The 18,404-nt window shown below is 63.5% G+C and carries 17 protein-coding genes and 1 tRNA gene; 2 read left to right on the top strand and 16 right to left on the bottom strand.

Features of this window, described 5'->3' with window-relative positions; genetic code table 11:
* From nusA to JI75_RS03670, 3 genes are all read right to left on the bottom strand, one after another.
* Positions 1 to 1,095, bottom strand: a complete 1,095-nt coding sequence (nusA, locus tag JI75_RS03680; protein ID WP_173405180.1) for a transcription termination factor NusA — start codon at positions 1,093 to 1,095, stop codon at positions 1 to 3.
* Positions 1,096 to 1,110: 15 nt separating this feature from the next.
* The gene (locus JI75_RS03675; RefSeq protein WP_039688837.1) at positions 1,111 to 1,581 is read right to left on the bottom strand and encodes a ribosome maturation factor RimP; all 471 of its coding nucleotides are present in this window, start codon (positions 1,579 to 1,581) and stop codon (positions 1,111 to 1,113) included.
* Between the two features lie 216 nt (positions 1,582 to 1,797).
* Positions 1,798 to 2,490 (bottom strand): CDP-alcohol phosphatidyltransferase family protein, encoded by a 693-nt coding sequence (locus JI75_RS03670; RefSeq protein WP_240993219.1) that lies wholly within the window; start codon positions 2,488 to 2,490, stop codon positions 1,798 to 1,800.
* 276 nt (positions 2,491 to 2,766) lie between these two features.
* Between JI75_RS03670 and JI75_RS03665 the strand changes: the two genes are divergently transcribed.
* Positions 2,767 to 4,992 (top strand): cell wall-binding repeat-containing protein, encoded by a 2,226-nt coding sequence (locus JI75_RS03665; RefSeq protein ID WP_039688836.1) that lies wholly within the window; start codon positions 2,767 to 2,769, stop codon positions 4,990 to 4,992.
* 115 nt (positions 4,993 to 5,107) lie between these two features.
* Here the strand turns inward: JI75_RS03665 and JI75_RS08920 are convergent, their stop codons facing one another.
* The 8 genes from JI75_RS08920 to JI75_RS03625 all read right to left on the bottom strand — a co-directional run bounded on the left by JI75_RS08920 (position 5,108) and on the right by JI75_RS03625 (position 12,164).
* Positions 5,108 to 5,785: a 4Fe-4S binding protein gene (locus tag JI75_RS08920; protein WP_082019737.1), complete on the bottom strand. Its 678-nt coding sequence runs from the start codon at positions 5,783 to 5,785 to the stop codon at positions 5,108 to 5,110.
* A 6-nt stretch (positions 5,786 to 5,791) separates the two neighbouring features.
* A complete protein-coding gene (locus tag JI75_RS03655) occupies positions 5,792 to 6,880 on the bottom strand; it encodes a hydrogenase large subunit (protein WP_039688833.1) in 1,089 nt (362 codons plus the stop codon).
* Position 6,881: 1 nt separating this feature from the next.
* Positions 6,882 to 7,400, bottom strand: a complete 519-nt coding sequence (locus JI75_RS03650; protein WP_052241565.1) for an NADH-quinone oxidoreductase subunit C — start codon at positions 7,398 to 7,400, stop codon at positions 6,882 to 6,884.
* Entirely contained in the window at positions 7,401 to 7,844 is a 444-nt protein-coding gene (locus tag JI75_RS03645) for an NADH-quinone oxidoreductase subunit B family protein (RefSeq protein WP_039688830.1), read from the bottom strand. It lies immediately after the preceding gene.
* Between the two features lie 11 nt (positions 7,845 to 7,855).
* Positions 7,856 to 8,725, bottom strand: coding sequence for a complex I subunit 1 family protein (locus JI75_RS03640; protein ID WP_039688828.1), 870 nt, complete (start codon positions 8,723 to 8,725; stop codon positions 7,856 to 7,858).
* 15 nt (positions 8,726 to 8,740) lie between these two features.
* Positions 8,741 to 10,657, bottom strand: coding sequence for an NADH-quinone oxidoreductase subunit 5 family protein (locus JI75_RS03635; RefSeq protein ID WP_052241564.1), 1,917 nt, complete (start codon positions 10,655 to 10,657; stop codon positions 8,741 to 8,743).
* A gap of 140 nt (positions 10,658 to 10,797) precedes the next feature.
* Positions 10,798 to 11,292, bottom strand: a complete 495-nt coding sequence (locus JI75_RS03630; RefSeq protein ID WP_052241563.1) for a VanZ family protein — start codon at positions 11,290 to 11,292, stop codon at positions 10,798 to 10,800.
* Positions 11,293 to 12,087: 795 nt separating this feature from the next.
* Positions 12,088 to 12,164: transfer RNA gene (locus tag JI75_RS03625), tRNA-Pro, on the bottom strand.
* A gap of 431 nt (positions 12,165 to 12,595) precedes the next feature.
* Between JI75_RS03625 and JI75_RS03620 the strand changes: the two genes are divergently transcribed.
* Positions 12,596 to 13,522, top strand: coding sequence for a DegV family protein (locus tag JI75_RS03620; RefSeq protein ID WP_039688826.1), 927 nt, complete (start codon positions 12,596 to 12,598; stop codon positions 13,520 to 13,522).
* Positions 13,523 to 13,981: 459 nt separating this feature from the next.
* Here the strand turns inward: JI75_RS03620 and JI75_RS03615 are convergent, their stop codons facing one another.
* The 5 genes from JI75_RS03615 to lspA form a co-directional block, all read right to left on the bottom strand.
* A complete protein-coding gene (locus tag JI75_RS03615) occupies positions 13,982 to 14,362 on the bottom strand; it encodes a desulfoferrodoxin family protein (RefSeq protein WP_039688824.1) in 381 nt (126 codons plus the stop codon).
* 129 nt (positions 14,363 to 14,491) lie between these two features.
* Entirely contained in the window at positions 14,492 to 15,688 is a 1,197-nt protein-coding gene (gene coaBC / locus JI75_RS03610; protein ID WP_039688822.1) for a bifunctional phosphopantothenoylcysteine decarboxylase/phosphopantothenate--cysteine ligase CoaBC, read from the bottom strand.
* Positions 15,689 to 15,696: 8 nt separating this feature from the next.
* The gene (gene hemH / locus JI75_RS03605; RefSeq protein ID WP_240993218.1) at positions 15,697 to 16,707 is read right to left on the bottom strand and encodes a ferrochelatase; all 1,011 of its coding nucleotides are present in this window, start codon (positions 16,705 to 16,707) and stop codon (positions 15,697 to 15,699) included.
* A 63-nt stretch (positions 16,708 to 16,770) separates the two neighbouring features.
* Positions 16,771 to 17,835 carry an RluA family pseudouridine synthase gene (locus JI75_RS03600; RefSeq protein WP_039688819.1) on the bottom strand — a complete coding sequence of 355 codons (1,065 nt, stop codon included), beginning with the start codon at positions 17,833 to 17,835 and terminating at the stop codon, positions 16,771 to 16,773.
* Between the two features lie 10 nt (positions 17,836 to 17,845).
* Positions 17,846 to 18,400 (bottom strand): signal peptidase II, encoded by a 555-nt coding sequence (lspA, locus tag JI75_RS03595; RefSeq protein WP_240993217.1) that lies wholly within the window; start codon positions 18,398 to 18,400, stop codon positions 17,846 to 17,848.
* Positions 18,401 to 18,404: the final 4 nt, after the last annotated feature.

Below are 18,404 nucleotides of genomic sequence, written 5' to 3'. Positions count from 1 at the left end.
CTACTTGCCCGCCGGGTCGATCAGCAGGTCGTCGCCGCCGAGGGATTCGGTGGAAAACGACGAGGACTTGATGTCGATGTGCCATCCGGTAAGGCGGGCGGCCAAACGGGCGTTCTGACCCTCCTTGCCGATGGCCAGCGACAGCTGGTCGTCGGGAACCACCACGGTGGCGTACTGCTTGTCCGTGTCGACCGTCACCGAGGTCACGCGCGCCGGGGAAAGCGCCTGCGCGACGTAGCGGGCGGGATCCTCGCTCCACTGGATGACGTCGACGCGCTCGTTGTGCAGCTCCTCGACCACCATGCGCACGCGGCTGCCCTTCGGTCCGACGCATGCGCCGACCGGATCGAGGTTGTTCTCGCGCGAGAACACGGCGATCTTCGAGCGCACGCCCGGCTCGCGGGCGATGGACTTGATCTCGACCAGCCCGTCGTAGATCTCGGGAACCTCGATCTCGAACAGACGGCGGATGAGGTCGGGATGGGTGCGGCTGACCACGATGGAGGGACGCGCCTGGTCGCCTCGGGTGCGCGGCGCCTGGTTCGCGGGGTTGCGCACGTCGACGATCAGCACCTTGAGGCGCTGGTTGTGGCGGTAATGCTCGCCCTTGGGGCGCTCGTTCGACTCGCCGGGGTTGCGCTCGAGGTCGAAATGGGGAAGCTCGGCCTCGATGCCGTCGCGGATCTTGATGATGGTGAAGTCGGGGGTTCCCTGAAGCACCGTGCCCGTCACCAGGTCGCCCACGCGCTGGGAGAACTCTTCGTAGATGGACTGGCGACCCGCGTCGCGCACGATGGACGCGATCACGCTCTTGGCGTTTTGCGCCGCGATGCGGCTCACGTCGTCGGGCGTGACGTCGCGCTCGTCGAACTCGGTCCAGTTGCCCTCTTCGTCCATCTCACCGGTGGGAACCAGCTCGTAGACGTAGATGCGCCCGGTCTGTCGGTCGATGGTGACGCGGGCGTCCCATTCGAGGTCGAGGATATGCTGGTAGCTGCGGGCAAGGGACTCTTCCAAACGCTCGATGAGGTAGAACTCGTCGATCTTGCGCTCGTGCGCCAGCGATTGGAGGGCTTCGATCAATTCTGATGCCACGTTTGCCTGTCCTTTCTACGAACTGAAATCGATTTCGCCCTTGAGGTGGGCGCGTTTCATCTGGGTGTACGGAATGAATACCTGCGCTTCGCCGCATTCGACGGCCACCCCGTCTCCATCGGCCGAAACGATCGTGCCGATGAAGCTCGAACGGCCCTCGATCGGTTCCGAGGTCTTGATGCTGGCCTTCTGCCCCACGTGGTCCGAAAAGTGCTGCGGCGTGCGCAGCGGTCGGTCGACGCCCGGGGAAGACACTTCGAGCATGTAGGCCCCCGGGAAGGGGTCGAGGCGGTCCATGATCTCGTTTATCCACACCTGAGACGAAGAGAGCTGGTCGAAGCTCACTCCCTCGGGGGTGTCGATGTAGACGCGGATGGTGGGAGACTTGCGCGAGCCGATGACGTCGACCGTCACGATCTCGACGCCCTCTTCGGCCGCCTTGGGCTCCAAAGCGCCCAGCAGCTGCTGTTCCTTCGCGGTGAGCATGCAGCCTCCTCCCTCCTTGTTCGGTATCCGCATCGCGGTTTTCACTCCCACAATAAAAGAAAGCGGGACAAGCCCACTTTCTCGAATAGATGAAAGTTTTAACACCGCAACGTGCTCACGATAAAGCAAGCGCCCCATCTTTATACCACATCGGCGCGAACATTCACAGCCCCGCCGCGCCATTGTGCGCGGCTCCATCACAAATCCCCCGCAAGCTCACGACGCGGAGGGGCCGCTGCCGCCCCCCGCGCGACCCGCACGGCGCGCCGACACGATCGCACGGACGCCCGCATAGACGTAGAACACCGTGGTCGCAGCACCGATGGCCAACCCGATATAGACGAGCCAGATACCCCAGGAAACCGAAGCGGCGTTCAAGCCGGGAAGCCACGCAGCGTCGACCACACCCAGACCGGGAAGCTGCGGGGTGTTCAGCAGCAGGCCCGCGAACCCGGCGAACAGAAACGTGGTGGCCACCTTGCCCGGAAAGATGACCGGGACGCGGACGTGCCACCGCGCAAGCAGCAGTGCCCCGCCCGCCAACAGGGACAGATCGCGCACGATAACCAGCACGATGATCCACAGGGGCATGCGCCCGACCACGAGCAGGCCCAGCACCGCCGTGATCATGAGGATGCGATCGACCGCCGGATCGAGGATCTGCCCGAGCTTCGAGACCGCGCGCGTGCGGCGGGCGATCTGCCCGTCGACGAAGTCGGTGCCCGAGGCGATGCCGAACAGGATCGCAGCGGCGACGTCGTTTCCGCCGAACAGCAAAAGCAGGAACACCGGAACCATGCACAGGCGGATGAACGAGATCACGTTCGGAATGGTGAAGATGGCGTCGACCACTTCCTCGTCAGCCTGTTCCGATCGCGCCTTCTTCAAGGTCCCGGAGCTATGCGGCACTCGATCCACCTTCTCTGCGAAACAACGAACCGGATACCCGCAGGCCCGGAATACACAAGGGATTCGCTCCCATCCCCTCGATTATACCGAAAAGGCGCCCCTCGCCGCCGGACGTCGTTGCGCCGCCCGCCCATCCGCACAAACCGCAAGCATTCCGAAGCGAGCAGCCACGGGAAGGCCGCAAAGCCGCCGTTGGCGGATTCTATTGAAACCATGACTAACTTTTCCTATAATCAACTTCTGTTAGCTATAACTAACTGTAAGGAAAGGAGTTTCATGAAGTTGTCAGATGCAAGCAAGGGGGTTTGCTCGGCAGTCTTGGCCTGCGGGCTGGCGCTCGGCATGCCGGCGGCGGGCGCCTGGGCCCTCGATCCCGCTTCCGGATCGTCCGCAGCTCCTGCGGCGGCAAGCGAGGAAGCCCAGTTCGAGACCACGTTCGATCTCACGGTGATGTTGGAGAACAAGGACAACGACATCGTAAACCGTAATCTCAAAGGCGCGAAGTGGCGCCTGCACCGCGTCGTTGACAAGGATGCAAAAGTTCCGGAGCCCATCGAGATCACGCAGTCCGATCATACAGACGGGCCCCTCTCCAGCAGCACGGGCATCCACTGCAAGAAGAAGCTGCCTGCAGGAACCTATCGCCTCGAGTTCATGGGGATCGAGAACAGCGAGCTTCCTGCAGACTACTATGTGGCACGCCAAAGCCTCAAGGAATTCAAGATCGGACCGTCGTACGACTACCATGTGTCGAACGTCACCTTGCGTGAGGGAAAGAACCCCGGATATGTCCCGGACGATGATTTCAGCAACTACTTCACGCCCAGCTATTCGATGGATCCCGCCGGCACGGTGTTCACCGTGGCCGCCGGCAAAACCTTGAACGTCCCCGCTCCCACTAACGTTCTCGGCAAGATGCCGCTGCCCGAATACATGCGCTACAGCTCGACCAGCGTCCAGCACCCCAGCTTCGTGACGGTCAATCCCGACGGCTCGCTGGTCATCGCGCCCGACAAGCTGCAGCGCCCCGACTCCTACGACATGATGGTGTGGGCGGTGTATCCCGACGGCAGCTGGGACCGCATCTTCGCGACCGTCCGCGTGACCGACCCGTCTGAAACGGGCGGAGACGACCCCGTCGCGCCGCTGCCTAAGGTGACGGGCAAGGCGACCGTGATCCAGGCAGGCCCTGAAGGCCTCGTCGCGCGCGCCGACGTCGAGGGGCTCATCTCCGACGACCTTCCCGCCGGGTTCTATGCGGGCCTGATCGAGCGCGGCACCGAGCTGAACCCCGGCATCATCCCCGCAGGGGCCGTCTGGGTGAAAGACGTCCCGAAATCGGGCAAGGCCTCGGCCGTCATCAAGCCGGTCGATCCCTCCATGCTCGATCGCACGAAGAAGTACGACCTTCTGATATGGAAGGCCCACGGAAGGCCGTCGTCCGATCTCAACCGCGCGGTTCTTCCCCTCGATATTTCTGACGCTCAGTGGAACGACCTGATGACCGAGCCCAAGCAGGCCCAATGGAGCCGTCTTGCGGGCGATGACGCCTTCGGCACGATGAAGGCCATCACCTCGAGCGCCCAGGGCTGGGCGGGCGGATCGTGCAAGACCGTCGTTTTGGCCACGTCGTCGGGTTACTGGGACGCGCTGGCCGCCTCGGCCCTCGCCGGCGCCGAAGGGTGCCCCGTCCTGCTGACCTCCCCCACCGGCCTTCCCGAGCAGACCGCGTCTGAAATCCGCCGCTTAGGTGCCGAGAAGGTCGTGATCTGCGGCGGCGAGGCGGCGATCTCGGCTGGCGTCGAGAAGTCGGTTAAGGATCTCGGTGTGGCCGTCGAGCGCGCTCAGGGCGAGGACGCCCAGATGACCGCCGTCGAGATCGCCAAGCGCGTGCGCGCGCAGGCCAAGCCCACGACCTGCGTTATCGCCACCTCTGCGGGCTACTACGACGCGCTGTCCGTCGCTCCGTGGGCGTTCGGGTCCACCATGCCCGTGTACCTCACGGACGCCGAGGGCAACCTGGGAGAGGCGGCCCTGGCCGACATGAAGGCCGCGGGCTACACCCGCGCCGTCATCGTGGGCGGAACGGCCGCGGTGAGCGCCTCTACCGAGGCCAAGCTCGTTTCCACGCTGGGCATCCCGAAAGCCGATATCTCCCGCCTGGCGGGCGACAACGCCTGGCAGACCTCGGCTGCGATCGCAAACGCCCAGATCGAAGCCGACCCGTCTCGCGCCAAGTGCGTTGCCTTGGCTGACGGCAACGGGTATTGGGACGCCCTGACCGGGGCCGCCCTCGTCGGCAAGAACGGCGGCGTCATGCTGCTCGTTCCCCACGACGGCCCGAACTCCGAGGGAGGGGCGTTCTCCTTCGATCCGTTCGTCATCGACGAGGTCGTGAAGAAAAACGCCGATAAGATCAAGCGCGCGTTCGTGTTCGGAGGCGAGGCCGCCGTGCCCGCATCCACGCTCGACGCCGCGCGGGCTGCCGAGACGAGCAAATAGCGCAACCGCTCCGTGAAAGGCGAAGGCCCGGACCTGCTTGCAGGTCCGGGCCTTTCTGCTCATCTCGGGCGTTGCCGGGACGCCGCGCTCTGAAACGTCATTGGATCCGTGAGGCTTACGCGTCCGCCGCCTCGGTCGCAGGCGCCCCGTCGGAAGCCGGTTCCTTCGCCTCCGACCCCTCGGTTGCAGGGGCTCCGTCCTGCGTTGCAGCAGGCTGGGATTCGGCCTTTTTCTGCGCTTCTGCGCGCTCGGCCCGGGCGATAAGGCCGGCGCGCACCTTCTCGGCGCGCTCGGGATCGAGCCCCTCGGTCCGCTTGGCTATCTCGGCCTCCAGTTCGGGCGAAAGCGGTTCCCGGCCTTTCGCTTCCGCAGCGGCTGCCGCAGGCGCGCCGCCTGCCGGCTCGGCTTTCCCGTCGGTCGCAGCGGGGCGGGGCTTGCGCTCGGGTTTGGGCTTCTCGGGAACGACCAGCACGATATCCGTTCGCTTGCGGCCCACCGCAGTGCGCGACACTTCCATCGTCAGGCAGTTCTTCGGGCAGACCTCGACGCACAAACCGCACTGCACGCAGGCAAACGGCCTGATCGACCAGGTGCTTCCCTTCTTATCGACCTCGATGCACCCCGTCGTGCAGGCCCGCGAGCAGGCGCTGCACAGAATGCACTTCGTCTCGTCGTTTTCGATGTGCCCCCGAAACCCCGCCGGCTCGGTCACCGTCTCGAAGGGGTACAGGACGGTCTCGGGCTTCTTGAACAGCCCTTCCAGGGTCATCTTCCCCAGCTCGAACACTCCCATGCCCGCCTACCTTTCCGAACAGCTGATACACGGATCGATGGTCAGGATGATCATGTTGACGTCCGCCAGATCGCATCCTGCAAGCGCCTTGGCCATGCCGCCCAGGTTCATGGACGTGGGCGTTCTCATGCGCATGCGCTCGAGGTACTTCGTCCCGTTGCCCTTGGCGTAGTAGTAGCACTCGCCGCGCGGCTGCTCGACCGCCGAGCACGCCTCCGCGCCGTCGGCGGGACTCCCCTTCACCGGGACGAGGATGTCGCCGTCGGGAATGCGCGCGATCATCTCCTTGATGATCTCGATGGACTGGAGCACCTCTTTGCCGCGCACCTCGGTGCGCGCATAGCAGTCCCCGTCTTTGGAAAGCACCATGTCGAAGTCGCCCAGGTCCCCGTAGGCCCCGATGCCCAGCGAGCGCACGTCGTAGGCGACGTTGGACGCGCGGCCGAACGGGCCCAGCATCCCCAGCGCCTTGGCGTCCTCATGGCTGATATGCCCGATGCCCGCCAGGCGGTTGCGCACCGATCCGTTGTTCAGGAAGGTGTTGAGGATCTGGCCGTACTCGCCTTTGATGCCCTCGAGCACCGTGAGGATGTGGTCGAACTGCCCCCGGTCGATGTCGCGCGCGACGCCGCCGACGCGGTTCACCGACATGATGACGCGCCCTCCCGTGGTCTTCTCGAAGATGTCGAGCACGCGCTCGCGCAGGCGCCAGCAATGCATGAACAGGCTCTCGAAACCGAACGCGTCGGCAGCGAGGCCCATCCACAGCAGATGGGAGTGGATACGCGACAGCTCGTGCCAGATCACGCGGAGATACTCCGCGCGCTTGGGCACCTCGACTCCCATGAGGCGCTCGACCGTCTCGGCATAGCCCAGGGAATGCCCGAACGCGCAGATGCCGCAGATGCGCTCGGCGACGTAGATGAACTGGTTGTAGTCCTTCGTCTGAACCAGGCGCTCGAGACCGCGATGGATGAACCCGATCTGGGGCAGCGCCTCGACGACGTGCTCGTCTTGCACCACCAGATCGACGTGGATGGGTTCGGGGAGCACCGGATGGTGCGGCCCGAACGGTATAACGGTTGCCTTGCCCATCTTACCTCTCCCCCGCTTCCGTCTCGTCTGATGCGGCATCGGGCACAGCTTTCGCCCCGTCCGATGCCGATTCCTGCTCAGCCTTCGCAGCTTGCGCCGCAGCCTTGCGTTCGCGGGCCGCCTTGGCAAGCGCCGCCTTCTTCGCCTTCTCCTTCGCCTCTTTCTGCTCGGGGGAGATAAACGTCATCGGCTCGGTCTCCACGGTGCCGTAAAGCGTCCCGCCGAAGTCGAGCGCGATGTCGTGGAGGTCCACTCCGAACAGCTCGCGCGTCTCGTTCTCGAACACGAACGCCGAGAAGTACACGTCGGTGACGCTGGGAACCGGCATGTCGGGGGTAAGGCCCCGCACCGCCAGGTTCTCGAACACGCCGTCTTTGACGTAGGTGTAGTACACGTCGATGCCGGACTCGGTGTTCACCGCATGGATGTTGGCCAAGCGCCAGCCTCCGTCCATCCTGAGAACCGCCTCGTCATGGACGCGATCGAGCTCAAGATCCGAGAACGTGCCCTTGAAGTCCATTTACGCCCCCTTCCTGGCGAGCGCGAGCGCTTCGGCCTTCTCTTCGAGGATCTTGGTCGCCTCGACCACCGCGTCGATGATCGACTCGGGGCGGATGGCGCATCCCGGCGCGTACACGTCCACGGGGATGACCTTGTCGACGCCTCCCAGGATGTTGTAGCAGTCATGGAAGATGCCGCCGGAGCACGCGCACACTCCGCACGCCACAACCACCTTGGGCTCGACCATCTGGTCGTAGATCTGCTTGACGATGGGCGCGTTGCGCTCGTTGACCGACCCTGTGACGAGGAAGATGTCGGCATGCTTGGGGTTTCCCGTGTTCACCACGCCGAACCGCTCGGCATCGAAGCCCGGGCAGAGCGCCGCGAGGATCTCGATGTCGCAACCGTTGCAGCTGGAGGCGTCGTAATGCACGACCCAGGGAGACTTCGACAGGTAGCTCATGGCCGCCCTCCTTACAGAAACATCAGCCAGGCGATGTTCACACCGCCGGCAACCAGCGTGACCGCCCATGCGGACTTCAACATGAACTGCCACTTCACACGTGCGAAGTTGTTGTCGATCCATATCTCGAAAAACCATGCGGCCAGCGCGGCCACGACGCCGACGGCGATGGTGGCGGGCCCTCCCCATACGAAGAAGATGCCGACCCAACCCAGGAACAGGATGTTCTCCGCCCAGTGCATCAGCTCGACCTTGGCAAGCGTAGGGCCGCTCATCTCGGTGGTGATGCCCTTCACAAGCTCTTGGTGGGCGTGATGGGAATACGACAGGTCGAACGGGGACTTGCGCAGCTTGATGGTGAGGATGAACAGAAACCCGAGGAACACGAGCCAGATCTGCGTGAACGCGGGGGCCTCCAGCCCGAACACCGCCGATGCGTTGAAGGAGCCGACGGCCAGGTAGAACCCGACGGCCATCAGGATCACCATCGGCTCGTAGGCCATGACCTGCAGCGTTTCGCGCGCCGCGCCGATCTCGGCGAAGGGGCTGCGCGACGAGTACGCCGCAACGATGAAGAAGATTCCCGCGAGCGTGATGATGAACGAGCTCATAAGGAGGTTCCCACCGGAAAAGAAGATACCTCCCGCGAACGCGGTGAACACGCAGGCGCACGTTACGTACACCCCGTCGACGCCGCTGACCGAAACGTCCGACTTCATCAGGAGCTTGCGAACGTCGTAGTACGGCTGGAGCAGCGGCGGGCCCACCCGGCCCTGCATGCGCGCCGAGATGATGCGGTCCAGCCCGGCAAGGAGGCATCCAAGAGCCGGCGCTATCAGCGCGAAGAGAACGGTGCTGATGAGGATCGAGATCAGTGACATCGTTTCAACCTTTCCCTACGCGAACAGACCGAACTGGGCGAAGCCGTACAGGAAGCAGCACACGATGACCGCCGTGCACGCCGCCTCGCCGACGGGCCGCCACCGCGCCTCGCCGAAGTACTCCTCGAGGTACATGTTGCGCGTCGAGGCGGTCGCCTCGCGCGTGAGCGAATCGCTGAACGTGCGCGCATCACCGTCGACGGCAACGCCCGACAGGTACACCTCGCCCTTCTGCTGCGTCGTGCGTTTGATGCGGGCGAAGAAAACGACCAGCGAGAACGCCGCCAGGATGGAGGCCACCCACAGGTTGTCGGTCGCGATGTTCTGGCCGAGCGTCCCGAACACGCCGACGATGTAGGGCTCGGCGAACACGAACGAGAACACGGGCAGCAGGATGGTCGACACCAGGGCCGCGGCGGCCATCACGTTGATGGCGACCCACTCGGAAGTGTGCACGTCGACCTCCACGTTGTCCTGCGCAGCCGCGATACCCGAAAGCTTGCCCAGCCACTTCGCCCAGAACAGGAAGGTTGCGCCCGACCCGAAGGCCAAAAACATGATGAGGGCGAACTGGTGCGTGTCGGCGAACGAAACGAGCGCGGCCCACTTCGCGATGAGCATGCCGAACGGTGCGATGAACATGCACATGATGCCGATCATCATGTAGCGCGCCAAACGGGGCATGCGCTCGAACAGCAGGTCCATGTCTTCGATGTCGCGGCTGCCGATGTGGTGCTCGGCGGTTCCCACGCACAGGAACAGAAGCGATTTGGCCGCGGCGTGGAACACGATGAGCAGGATGGCCGCCCACACCGCCTCGGCGGTTCCCACGCCCGCGCAGGCCACGATGAGGCCGAGGTTGGCAACGGTGGAGTACGCGAGCACGCGCTTAGCGTTCGACTGGGAGATGGCCATGAACGAGCAGATGAGGAACGTCAGCCCTCCGACGCCGATGACCATGAGCGAGGGCGCCGGGCAGACGAAGAAGATGGGAGCGAGCTTGACCAGCAGAAACACGCCCGCCTTCACCATCGTCGACGAGTGCAGGAGCGCGCTGGTGGGCGTGGGCGCCACCATCGCGCCCAAAAGCCAGGTGTGGAAGGGCATCTGGGCGGCCTTGGTCAGGCCGGCGAACGCGAAGGCGCAAGCGGGAACCGCTGCGATCTGCGGGTACTCGACGCCCAGGGCGATGAAGTCGGCCATGGACAGCGTGTGGAAGTCCACAGCCACCAGCATGAGCCCCACGGCGAACGCGATGCCGCCCGCCATGTTCATCATGATCTGCCTGAACGAGTTGTCGATGGCCTCCTGGGTGCGGGTGTAGCCGATCAGGAGGAACGAGCAGACCGTCGTAACCTCCCAGCCCGAGAACACCCAGGCCAGGTTGTTCGAGAAGACGATGACGAACATCGCGGAGAGGAAGACGAACATCAGGGCGAAGAAGTGATGGCGCCGGTCGTCCCCGGAATCATCGTGATGTTGGAAGTCCTTCATGTAACCGAGGGCGTACACGCAGATCCCGCTGCCGATGGTGCCGATGACCAGGGCCATGACCAGGGAAAGCGAATCGATGTAGAGCCCCTGGCGCACTTCGATCCCGTGGGCGAACAGAAACTCGAACGCGAGGGTGCACGCGATCTGGACAGCGGCGAGCGCCACGGCGAACGGCTTTTTCCATTTGATGCCGAAATAGACGACCGTGCCGGAAGCCGCCAACCCTACGAGCGTCGCCAGCATATCGAGCCACGGAGAGCGGAAGTCGAACAGCACCCAGGGCGTCCCGAGAAACGAGAGGACCAACGCAACGGAGAGGACCGCGGTAGCAACCGCTCCGCCCCACACGATCGGCGCGCGGACTTCGTCGCTTCGGGCGAACAGAAGCGCAATGCCCGCGACGAGCGGCACGACGACAAGCAAACCGATGTATGCCACGAGGACTCCTTTGCGATCGACGGAAACAACCGAAGAGGCCTCGAGCGAAGCGGGACGGTTCAATTCCCCGCGTGGGAACTCGGTCGGACAACCTCTCTCGCAACCGATTGTACTTAACGAGGGAAAACCGATACCGAACGTTACTTGCTGGTAGATTTTTCGTTCGGTGAACGGAAAACGAAGGCGCAAAGCGCTGCTGCGATGACGACCGCCGCCGTGTCGACGGCCCAATCAAGCGGGTCGCACGAGCGCCCCGGGACGTAGAACTGATGGAACTCGTCAAGGACGCCGTAGGCGCTGGCAAGCGCGACGGACAGGGGCAGAGCCGCTGACAGGTCGAAATGGGATGCAAGCGCATTGACCAGCAGCGCGCCGAGGACGAAGTACTCGAAGAAGTGGCCGACCGCCGAAACATCGACGCCGCTTCCCATGATCGGGGCGGCGAGATCGTAGAGGACGCGCTTCAGCTGCGTGACGATCCCCAGGTCGTTATCGACCTCGGCACCCGTATGGGCACTGACGAACCAGATGAGGAGAACCCAAGCTACCACCAGGGCCCACGATAGGGCGCAGTATGCGACGCCGCGACCGCGGCGCAGGGCGAAGGGGGCGTCGGTATGCTCGATCGTTTCCATCGCCCGATTCTACGACGGGGCGGGCCGCCTCCCCGCATGCACACAGAGCATCCAGAGAAACTGCAGCAAGCCCCCAAGACGGCGCATGCACTCCCCCCAGACGAGCGCTTCCGCAGCCGTCCCGGACGAGCTCTTCGGGGCCGTCCCGGACGAGCGCCTCGGGGGCTGTCCCAGACGAGCTCTTCGGGGCCGTCCCGGACGAGCGCCTCGGGGGCCGTTCGACGTCAAAAAACGGACGGTTTGCATCGGCTCGCACGATTCGGGGGCTTTTCTGCCAAGAATCGACCGGTTTGCATTCGCGTGCGCGCCGATCCGAGGGTCTTTTTCGAAACAACCCCTCCCCTCTCCAGGGATAAACTAGCAAAGCGCCAGGTCGCTGAGATGAAACAACCACCGCTGGAAGTGCGAGCCGATGCAAACCGGTCGATTCTTGACAAAGAAGGGCTCTCTTCCCGCATTCCGATGCAAACCTGCTGATTCTTGACGAATGTGACTCTCTTCCCGCGCCCCTATGCAAACCGGCCGTTTCTTGACCTGCAGCCCTGAGTAATGCGGGCGAACGCACTCTTTGAAGCATAGTCCCGAACCCAACAGCGCCTTTCGGCCTATAGCCTGTTTTCGGTCCGAGCCTGGTCCGAAGTAGGTTTTGAAGGTGGTCGCCGAAAGCGTCGACTGAGCCGTTTAAGGGATCACCGTGCGGATGAGCGTTGCCCTTAGCCCACATGAACCCACAACCGCGTTATTTACAAACGAAAGCAGGCCAGACGTTTTAACCGTCTGACCTGCTGTTATAGCTGGTCGGGTTGACAGGATTTGAACCTGCGACCCCTTGACCCCCAGTCAAGTGCGCTACCAAACTGCGCCACAACCCGTTGTGCGTACCCGTCTCGTTCACAGGCAGCTCAGATATAGTAACCTTGCCCGCTTTTCCTTGCAAGCAGAAATTTCCGAATCCGCCGTTTTCCCCTCCCGCCGCTTTTCGACCCAAACGGGAAAACGCCGACGGGAAACGCCGGCACTCGCCTTGAAGCGTCTGTGCAAGACCCGAACCCCAGCGCTCGTCCTCGAAGCATCCGCTCAAGGACCCAGTCCCCGGTGCTCGCCTCCGAAACACCCCTGCGAACCCGAACCCCCAGTGCCCGCCCCGGCGCCCGTCCGACCCGAAAAAGACGCGCGCCCGAGTTGCGGTGGTACGCGACCCGAACCACGACGCCCGCCATCGACAGAGCCGATCCATCTCCCGAAAACCAAAGCCGTTTGCTAGGATATCCCCGAACGATGAACCCGACTGGAAAGGACGGCCATGGACTACCGCTGCAACCTCATCATCGATTCCTGCTGCGATCTCCCCTCCGACATCGTATGCCGGGAAGGCGTCGAGCTGATCCGGTTCCCCTACTTCTTCGACCAGGAAGAGTTCCACGACGACCTCTGGCAGTCGGGAGACCCCTCCTCGTTCTACGACCGCATGCGCAACGGAGAACAGCCCACCACGGCCCAGGTTCCCATCCCGGTGTTCGAAGACGCGTTCGGCCGCGCCATCGCATCGGGCGTGCCCACCGTGTACCTCAGCTTCTCATCGGCCCTCTCGGGAAGCTACGACGCCGCGATCCTCGTGCGCGACCGCCTGCTCGCAGAGAACCCCGGTGCCGAGCTCTACGTCGTCGACACCCACCTGGCCTCGTCGGGCGAAGGACTGCTGGTATTCGAAGCTCTCAGGCAGCAAGAGCGGGGTTTGAGCGCCCTCGAGCTGGCTGAATGGGCCGAAGAAGCCCAGTACTTCGTCAATATCTACTTCATGGTGGAGGATCTGGAAAGCCTTCGGCGCGGGGGGCGCATCCCGTCTTCGGTCGCCTTCGCCGGAAGCAAGCTGGATGTGAAGCCGCTGCTCTACGTCGCAGCCGACGGATCGCTTTCCGTCAAGGGCATAGCGCGCGGGCGAAAGAAGGGCCTGAAGCAGCTGGCGTCCCTGTACGAGGAGCGCGCCGATCGCGCGGCGGAAAGCTACGCGGTGACCGGAACGGCGGACTGTCCCGAGGACGTCCAGAAGCTCGAAGAGTACATCGCCAACACCGGATGCGAGCCGTTGCTGGTCGAAGGATCGATCGGACCGGTGGTGGGCTGCCACGTCGGCCCCGGCATGGTCGCGCTGGCATTCTGGGGGCAAGACAGGCGCACCGACGTTTCCGTGGCCGATCGCATCGCCCGCAAGGTCAAGGGAGGCGAATAGCTCGGAGAGGCGCCGAAAACGAAACGGCGCCCGACCCGTCTTCCGAACGCCACACGCTAGTTGATGGAGCGTGCGGCGTTCGATCGAAAACGGAGTCGGGCGCCTCGCTATCGCTTCCGCGCTACAGCGCGAAGGCGAGGGCTGCCGTGAGCAGGACGCAGATCGCCGAAGTTGCAAACGTGCTTTCCGCAACGGCCATGAAGAAATCTTTGTTAGACATAATTTCCTCCTTCGATCGTCCGATGCGGATATTATATACCCTATTTTGTATATTTGCTACACTTTTTAAAGTTATATTGCATTACAAAATTACTTATAGCGTTTCAGCCGACTTCGATGCCAACTGAAATACCTGGTCATTGACGAATTCTCAAAGCAAGGCAATCTGATCCGGCAAAAAGAAAAGGGCACCCGTCAAGGTGCCCTTTCCCGCATAAGAAACTATAAGCGATGCTTCGATTAGAGCTCGGCGACCCACAGACCGTGGAGGTTGCAGTACTCGTACACGGCAACGGCCTTCTCGCCGTTGAGGTTGAACGAAGCGGTGGGAGCCTCGCCGGGGTTCAGCTGCTTCACCAGCATGCCGGACTCGGTCTCGACGTACACGAAGTTGATGAAATGCTCGTCGAGCATGGGATGCTCGACCTCGCCCACGGTAGCCGTGAGGACGTCGCCATCGACCGAGACGACGGGCACGTGCTTCTCAGTGGCGGCGTCAGTGGTGTTGGCCTTGAGCTCGACCATGTCCTTGCCGCAGCAGGCGGGGTTGGCAGAGCCGCCCGCGAGCTTCACGATGATGTCGCCGGACTCGTTGCACTTATAGAAGGTAGCTTTAGCCATGATGGTTCCTCTCGAAAAAATTAGCTGCGACCTCTCTTACGTCGCTGATGCGACTATACCATCAGAAGCGCTTTTAAATTGCATACAATTTAGTAACGGGCCGCGAATGCACCGACGGTCCGGGCTTTCCTAGCGATCGCCCAGAATGTGGTCGAGCAGCGCATCGGCAACCGCGGATTTAGACGAACGGGGATACGAACGCTCGCCCTCGGCGCTTACCACGACTACTTCGTTGTCGTCGGCGTCGAACGCCCCGCCCTCGCCCACGAAATTGGCGACGACGTAGTCGGCGCCCTTCGCCCGGAGCTTCTTGCGGGCGTTTTCCACCACATCGTCGGTCTCGGCCGCGAATCCGACCACGACCTGCTTGGACTTCCGACGGGCCATCGTAGCCAGGATATCGGGATTCTCCACCAGTTCGATGCGCGCCAGCGCATCGGCGTCCGACCCCTTCTTGAGCTTCTTGGCAGCCGGCGCAGCCGGGCGCATGTCCGCGACCGCAGCGGCGAACACCGCGATATCGGCCTCGTCGAAGCAGCCCTCCACCGCCGCGAGCATCTCCCGGGCGGTCTCCACGCGCACCGTCTCGATCCCTGCGGGATCGGCCAGGGACACCGGACCGGTCACCAGGGAGACCTCGGCGCCCCGGCGGGCGGCTGCCTTCGCGATCTCGAATCCCATCTTTCCCGAGGAGCGGTTCGACAGATAACGCACCGGATCGATGGGCTCGATCGTCGGTCCCGCCGTGACCAGCACCTTCTTCCCCACCAAATCGCGAGACATCCCCAGTTCGGCGCAGATCGCCTCGACGATGTCGGCAGGTTCGGCCATCCGCCCCCGCCCTTCGTCGCCGCAGGCGAGATACCCGCTTTCAGCTTCCACCAAACGCACGCCGCGCGCACGGAGCCGATCGCGGTTCTCCCTCGAGACCGGCGCCTCGTACATGTTCACGTTCGCCGCAGGCGCGATGACGATGGGCGCCGTCGTCGCAAGCGCCGTGGTGGTCAGCAGATCGTCGGCGATGCCGCAGGCTATCTTGGCGATCACGTTGACCGTGCAGGGAGCGATGGCGAACACGTCGGCTTCCTTCGCCAGCGAGATGTGGTGGATGGGGTCCGACGGGTCGTCGAACAGGCCCACCGCAACGGGCTCGCGCGTCAGGGACCGGAACATGGTGGGATCGATGAACCCGCGCGCGTGCTCGGTCATGATCACCTTGGCTCGCACGCCCCTTTTCTGCAGAAGGCGGATGATCTCGCAGGTCTTGTATATCGCCACGCATCCGGTGACGCCGATGACCACGGTGGGCTGGATGGGTGCACTCAACGGTTCTCCTAAAGACGGGGGCGGATGACGTCGGTGAGGACGCGCACGTGGGCGTTGGTCTTTCCCAAGCAGGGAACGTAGACGAAGGTCGCCTCGTCCCCCGATCGGGAAAGAATATGGGCTTTCTGGGCGAAAACGGGCAGGACCTCGTAGAACACATCGTAGCGCGTCTCAAGGCAGTCCACCGAGAACCCGGGGCACACGAAGAACACGCGGCCCTCCCCCGCTTCCGCATACCGGGCAACCACCTCGTCGGTGGCGGGTTTGAGCCATTCGCAGTACTTGGCGAACTTGCTCTGGTAGCAGATGGTCCAGCGGCGCCTGTCAAGGCCAAGCTCCGTGGCCACCGCAAGCGCCGTGGCGCTGGTCTGCAGCTCGTAGGTGTCCCCCGCCTCGATGTCGGGCACGGGGATGGAGTGGAACGAGAATATCAGACGGTCGCTCGACTGGGGCCTGAAGCCCGCGTGCCTGACCGACGCGGCGATCGCACGGACGTAGGTTTTGTCGTCATGGTAGTCTTCGATGATCTCGCAGGGAACGTCCCATTTCATGCGGGAAAGGGCCCTTTCCACCCGATCGGTCGCAGAACCCGTGGTCGAAAACGCGCTCTGCGGATACATCGGCAGAACCACCAGACTGGTTGCACCGGCGGCGCGCAGCTCGGACAGGCCCGACGCGATAGAGGGATTGCCGTAGCTCATCCCCAAGCGCACGACCACGTCGCGGCCCTCGGCCTGGAACGACCGCTCGATCTCGGCGGCGAGCTTCACGCTGGCCACCATGAGGGGGGACCCCTCGTCGGTCCACACCTTCTCGTAGCGCTGCGCCGACGTGACGCTGCGATGGGGAAGGATAAAAAGACGCAGGATCAGGCCCCAGGCCATCCGGTTGATGTGGTGGACGAGCCGCCGATCGGAAAGCATCTGCTTGAGAAACGCCCTCACGCTGCGCGGCGTCGGTTCGTCGGGCGACCCCGTGTTGACGAGGAGCACCCCCGTCTTCTCTGTGGATTCGGCCATGTTCATCACCTCGTCGTCGCCAATGTCCGCTCGCAATCGATGCACTGCAGACGATTCTACCCGTTAGGATTCCGCCAGCGGAACCCCCTCGACGCTCGGCCTCGGCGAATGAGCCAAGAGCCCGAACGCCTCTGCGCCCGCCGGCGTGCGCCCCATGCTGCGATCCGACAGGCTGTCGAGGGCCTCCTGCAAATCGCGCGGCACGTTGTCGGCGAACTCGAGGCGCTCTCCCGTGACCGGGTGATCGAACGCCAACTTGAAGGAGTGGAGGAACTGCCGTTTGAGCCCCAGGTTCGGATCGCCCTTCCTCGGCATGCCCGACGTGTAGACCAGCTCGCCCACCAGCGGATGGCGCGTGTACTCCATGTGCACGCGGATCTGATGGGTGCGCCCGGTGAACAGCTTGCAGTCGATGAGCGTGTACCCGTCGTCGAAACGCGCCGCCTCGAACCGCTCGAGAACGTGGAAGGTGGTGATGGCGTCGCGCGCCGAGGGGACGTCGCGCACCGCCATGCGCTTGCGGTCCTTGGCCGACCGCGCGATGGGGGCGTCGATCATGCCCGTGTCATGGGCGATGATGCCGTGCACGAGCGCAAGGTAGTGCCGATCGACCACGCGATCCTGGATGGCCTGCATAAGCGCCTCGCCCGCCGCATCGGACTTCGCGGCCAGCATAAGGCCGCTCGTGTCCATGTCCAGCCGATGCACGATGCCCTTGCGATCGTTGTCCCCCTGAACGTTGCAGAGGTTCTGCTCGCCGCAGTGATGCAGAAGCGCGTTCACGAGGGTCCCGTCGCGGTGGTCGTCAGACGGATGGCATACGAGTCCCACCTGCTTCGACAGCACGATGAGATCGTCATCCTCGAAACGGACGTCGAGCTCGATGGGCTCCCCGCGCATCGGGGCGGGATCCTCTGCGGGCGCCTCCTCGACCTCGTAGACGATCGGATCTCCCGCCTTCACCGAGAGCTTCTTGGCAGCGGGTTGGCCTTTCACCAAAACGCCGCCCGCCTCGATCGCTCGAACGGCGGCCGAGCGGCTCGAGAACAGCCCCCGATCAGCCAACAGGACGTCGAGCCTCGTCCCTTCGTCATCAGGTGCGACGATGTACACGCGCGATGCGGCCATAGCTCCCCCTTTACTCGGTTTTCTCGGCCGCTGCGCCCTCGGTGTGCGCACCCGACAGCAGGATACCCGCCATGAACAGCACGATACCGCAGGTGACGCCGATATCCGCGACGTTGAACACCGGGAAGTCGATGAACGTCGTCTCGATGAAGTCGACCACGTACCCCTGCACGAACCGATCGACCGCATTGCCGATGCCGCCGCCCACGACCAGCGCCAACCCGATCGTTTCGAGCCAGGACGCGCGCTTCACCGTGAGGAGGAAGTACACGAACGCCACGGCACACAGCACCGCCGAGAACACCCCGAGGGCAAGCGTCGAATCGGAGAGCATCCCCCAGGCCGCGCCCCTGTTGTGAACGAGGCGGATGTCGAACAGGCCCGCGAACGGACCCGCGACCAGCTGGCCCACCTTCACTTCGGAAAAGAGGCTCTTCGTATACAGGTCGGCGAGCAGCCACACGATGCCCGTGCAGATGAACGCAACGGTCTTTAAGCCGGAGCGGGAGGGCGGCCCGTCTATGGCCGCCTCTCCCGCACCGTGTCTATCGAGAAATTCGCGCAAGAAA

Source organism: Berryella intestinalis, from assembly GCF_000814825.1.
GTDB classification, from domain to species: Bacteria; Actinomycetota; Coriobacteriia; order Coriobacteriales; family Eggerthellaceae; genus Berryella; species Berryella intestinalis.
Note: the sequence above shows the minus strand (reverse complement) of the source record. Positions and strands in the feature narration are given on the sequence as shown.

Excerpts from the sequence above, each read along its gene's own strand:
- JI75_RS03675 (WP_039688837.1), bottom strand. The coding sequence starts at position 1,581 with ATGCTCACCGCGAAGGAACAGCAGCTGCTGGGCGCTTTGGAGCCCAAG.
- JI75_RS03665 (WP_039688836.1), top strand. The coding sequence starts at position 2,767 with ATGAAGTTGTCAGATGCAAGCAAGGGGGTTTGCTCGGCAGTCTTGGCC.
- JI75_RS08920 (WP_082019737.1), bottom strand. The coding sequence starts at position 5,785 with ATGGGAGTGTTCGAGCTGGGGAAGATGACCCTGGAAGGGCTGTTCAAG.
- JI75_RS03655 (WP_039688833.1), bottom strand. The coding sequence starts at position 6,880 with ATGGGCAAGGCAACCGTTATACCGTTCGGGCCGCACCATCCGGTGCTC.
- JI75_RS03650 (WP_052241565.1), bottom strand. The coding sequence starts at position 7,400 with ATGGACTTCAAGGGCACGTTCTCGGATCTTGAGCTCGATCGCGTCCAT.
- JI75_RS03645 (WP_039688830.1), bottom strand. The coding sequence starts at position 7,844 with ATGAGCTACCTGTCGAAGTCTCCCTGGGTCGTGCATTACGACGCCTCC.
- JI75_RS03640 (WP_039688828.1), bottom strand. The coding sequence starts at position 8,725 with ATGTCACTGATCTCGATCCTCATCAGCACCGTTCTCTTCGCGCTGATA.
- JI75_RS03630 (WP_052241563.1), bottom strand. The coding sequence starts at position 11,292 with ATGGAAACGATCGAGCATACCGACGCCCCCTTCGCCCTGCGCCGCGGT.
- JI75_RS03620 (WP_039688826.1), top strand. The coding sequence starts at position 12,596 with ATGGACTACCGCTGCAACCTCATCATCGATTCCTGCTGCGATCTCCCC.
- JI75_RS03615 (WP_039688824.1), bottom strand. The coding sequence starts at position 14,362 with ATGGCTAAAGCTACCTTCTATAAGTGCAACGAGTCCGGCGACATCATC.
- hemH (WP_240993218.1), bottom strand. The coding sequence starts at position 16,707 with ATGGCCGAATCCACAGAGAAGACGGGGGTGCTCCTCGTCAACACGGGG.
- JI75_RS03600 (WP_039688819.1), bottom strand. The coding sequence starts at position 17,835 with ATGGCCGCATCGCGCGTGTACATCGTCGCACCTGATGACGAAGGGACG.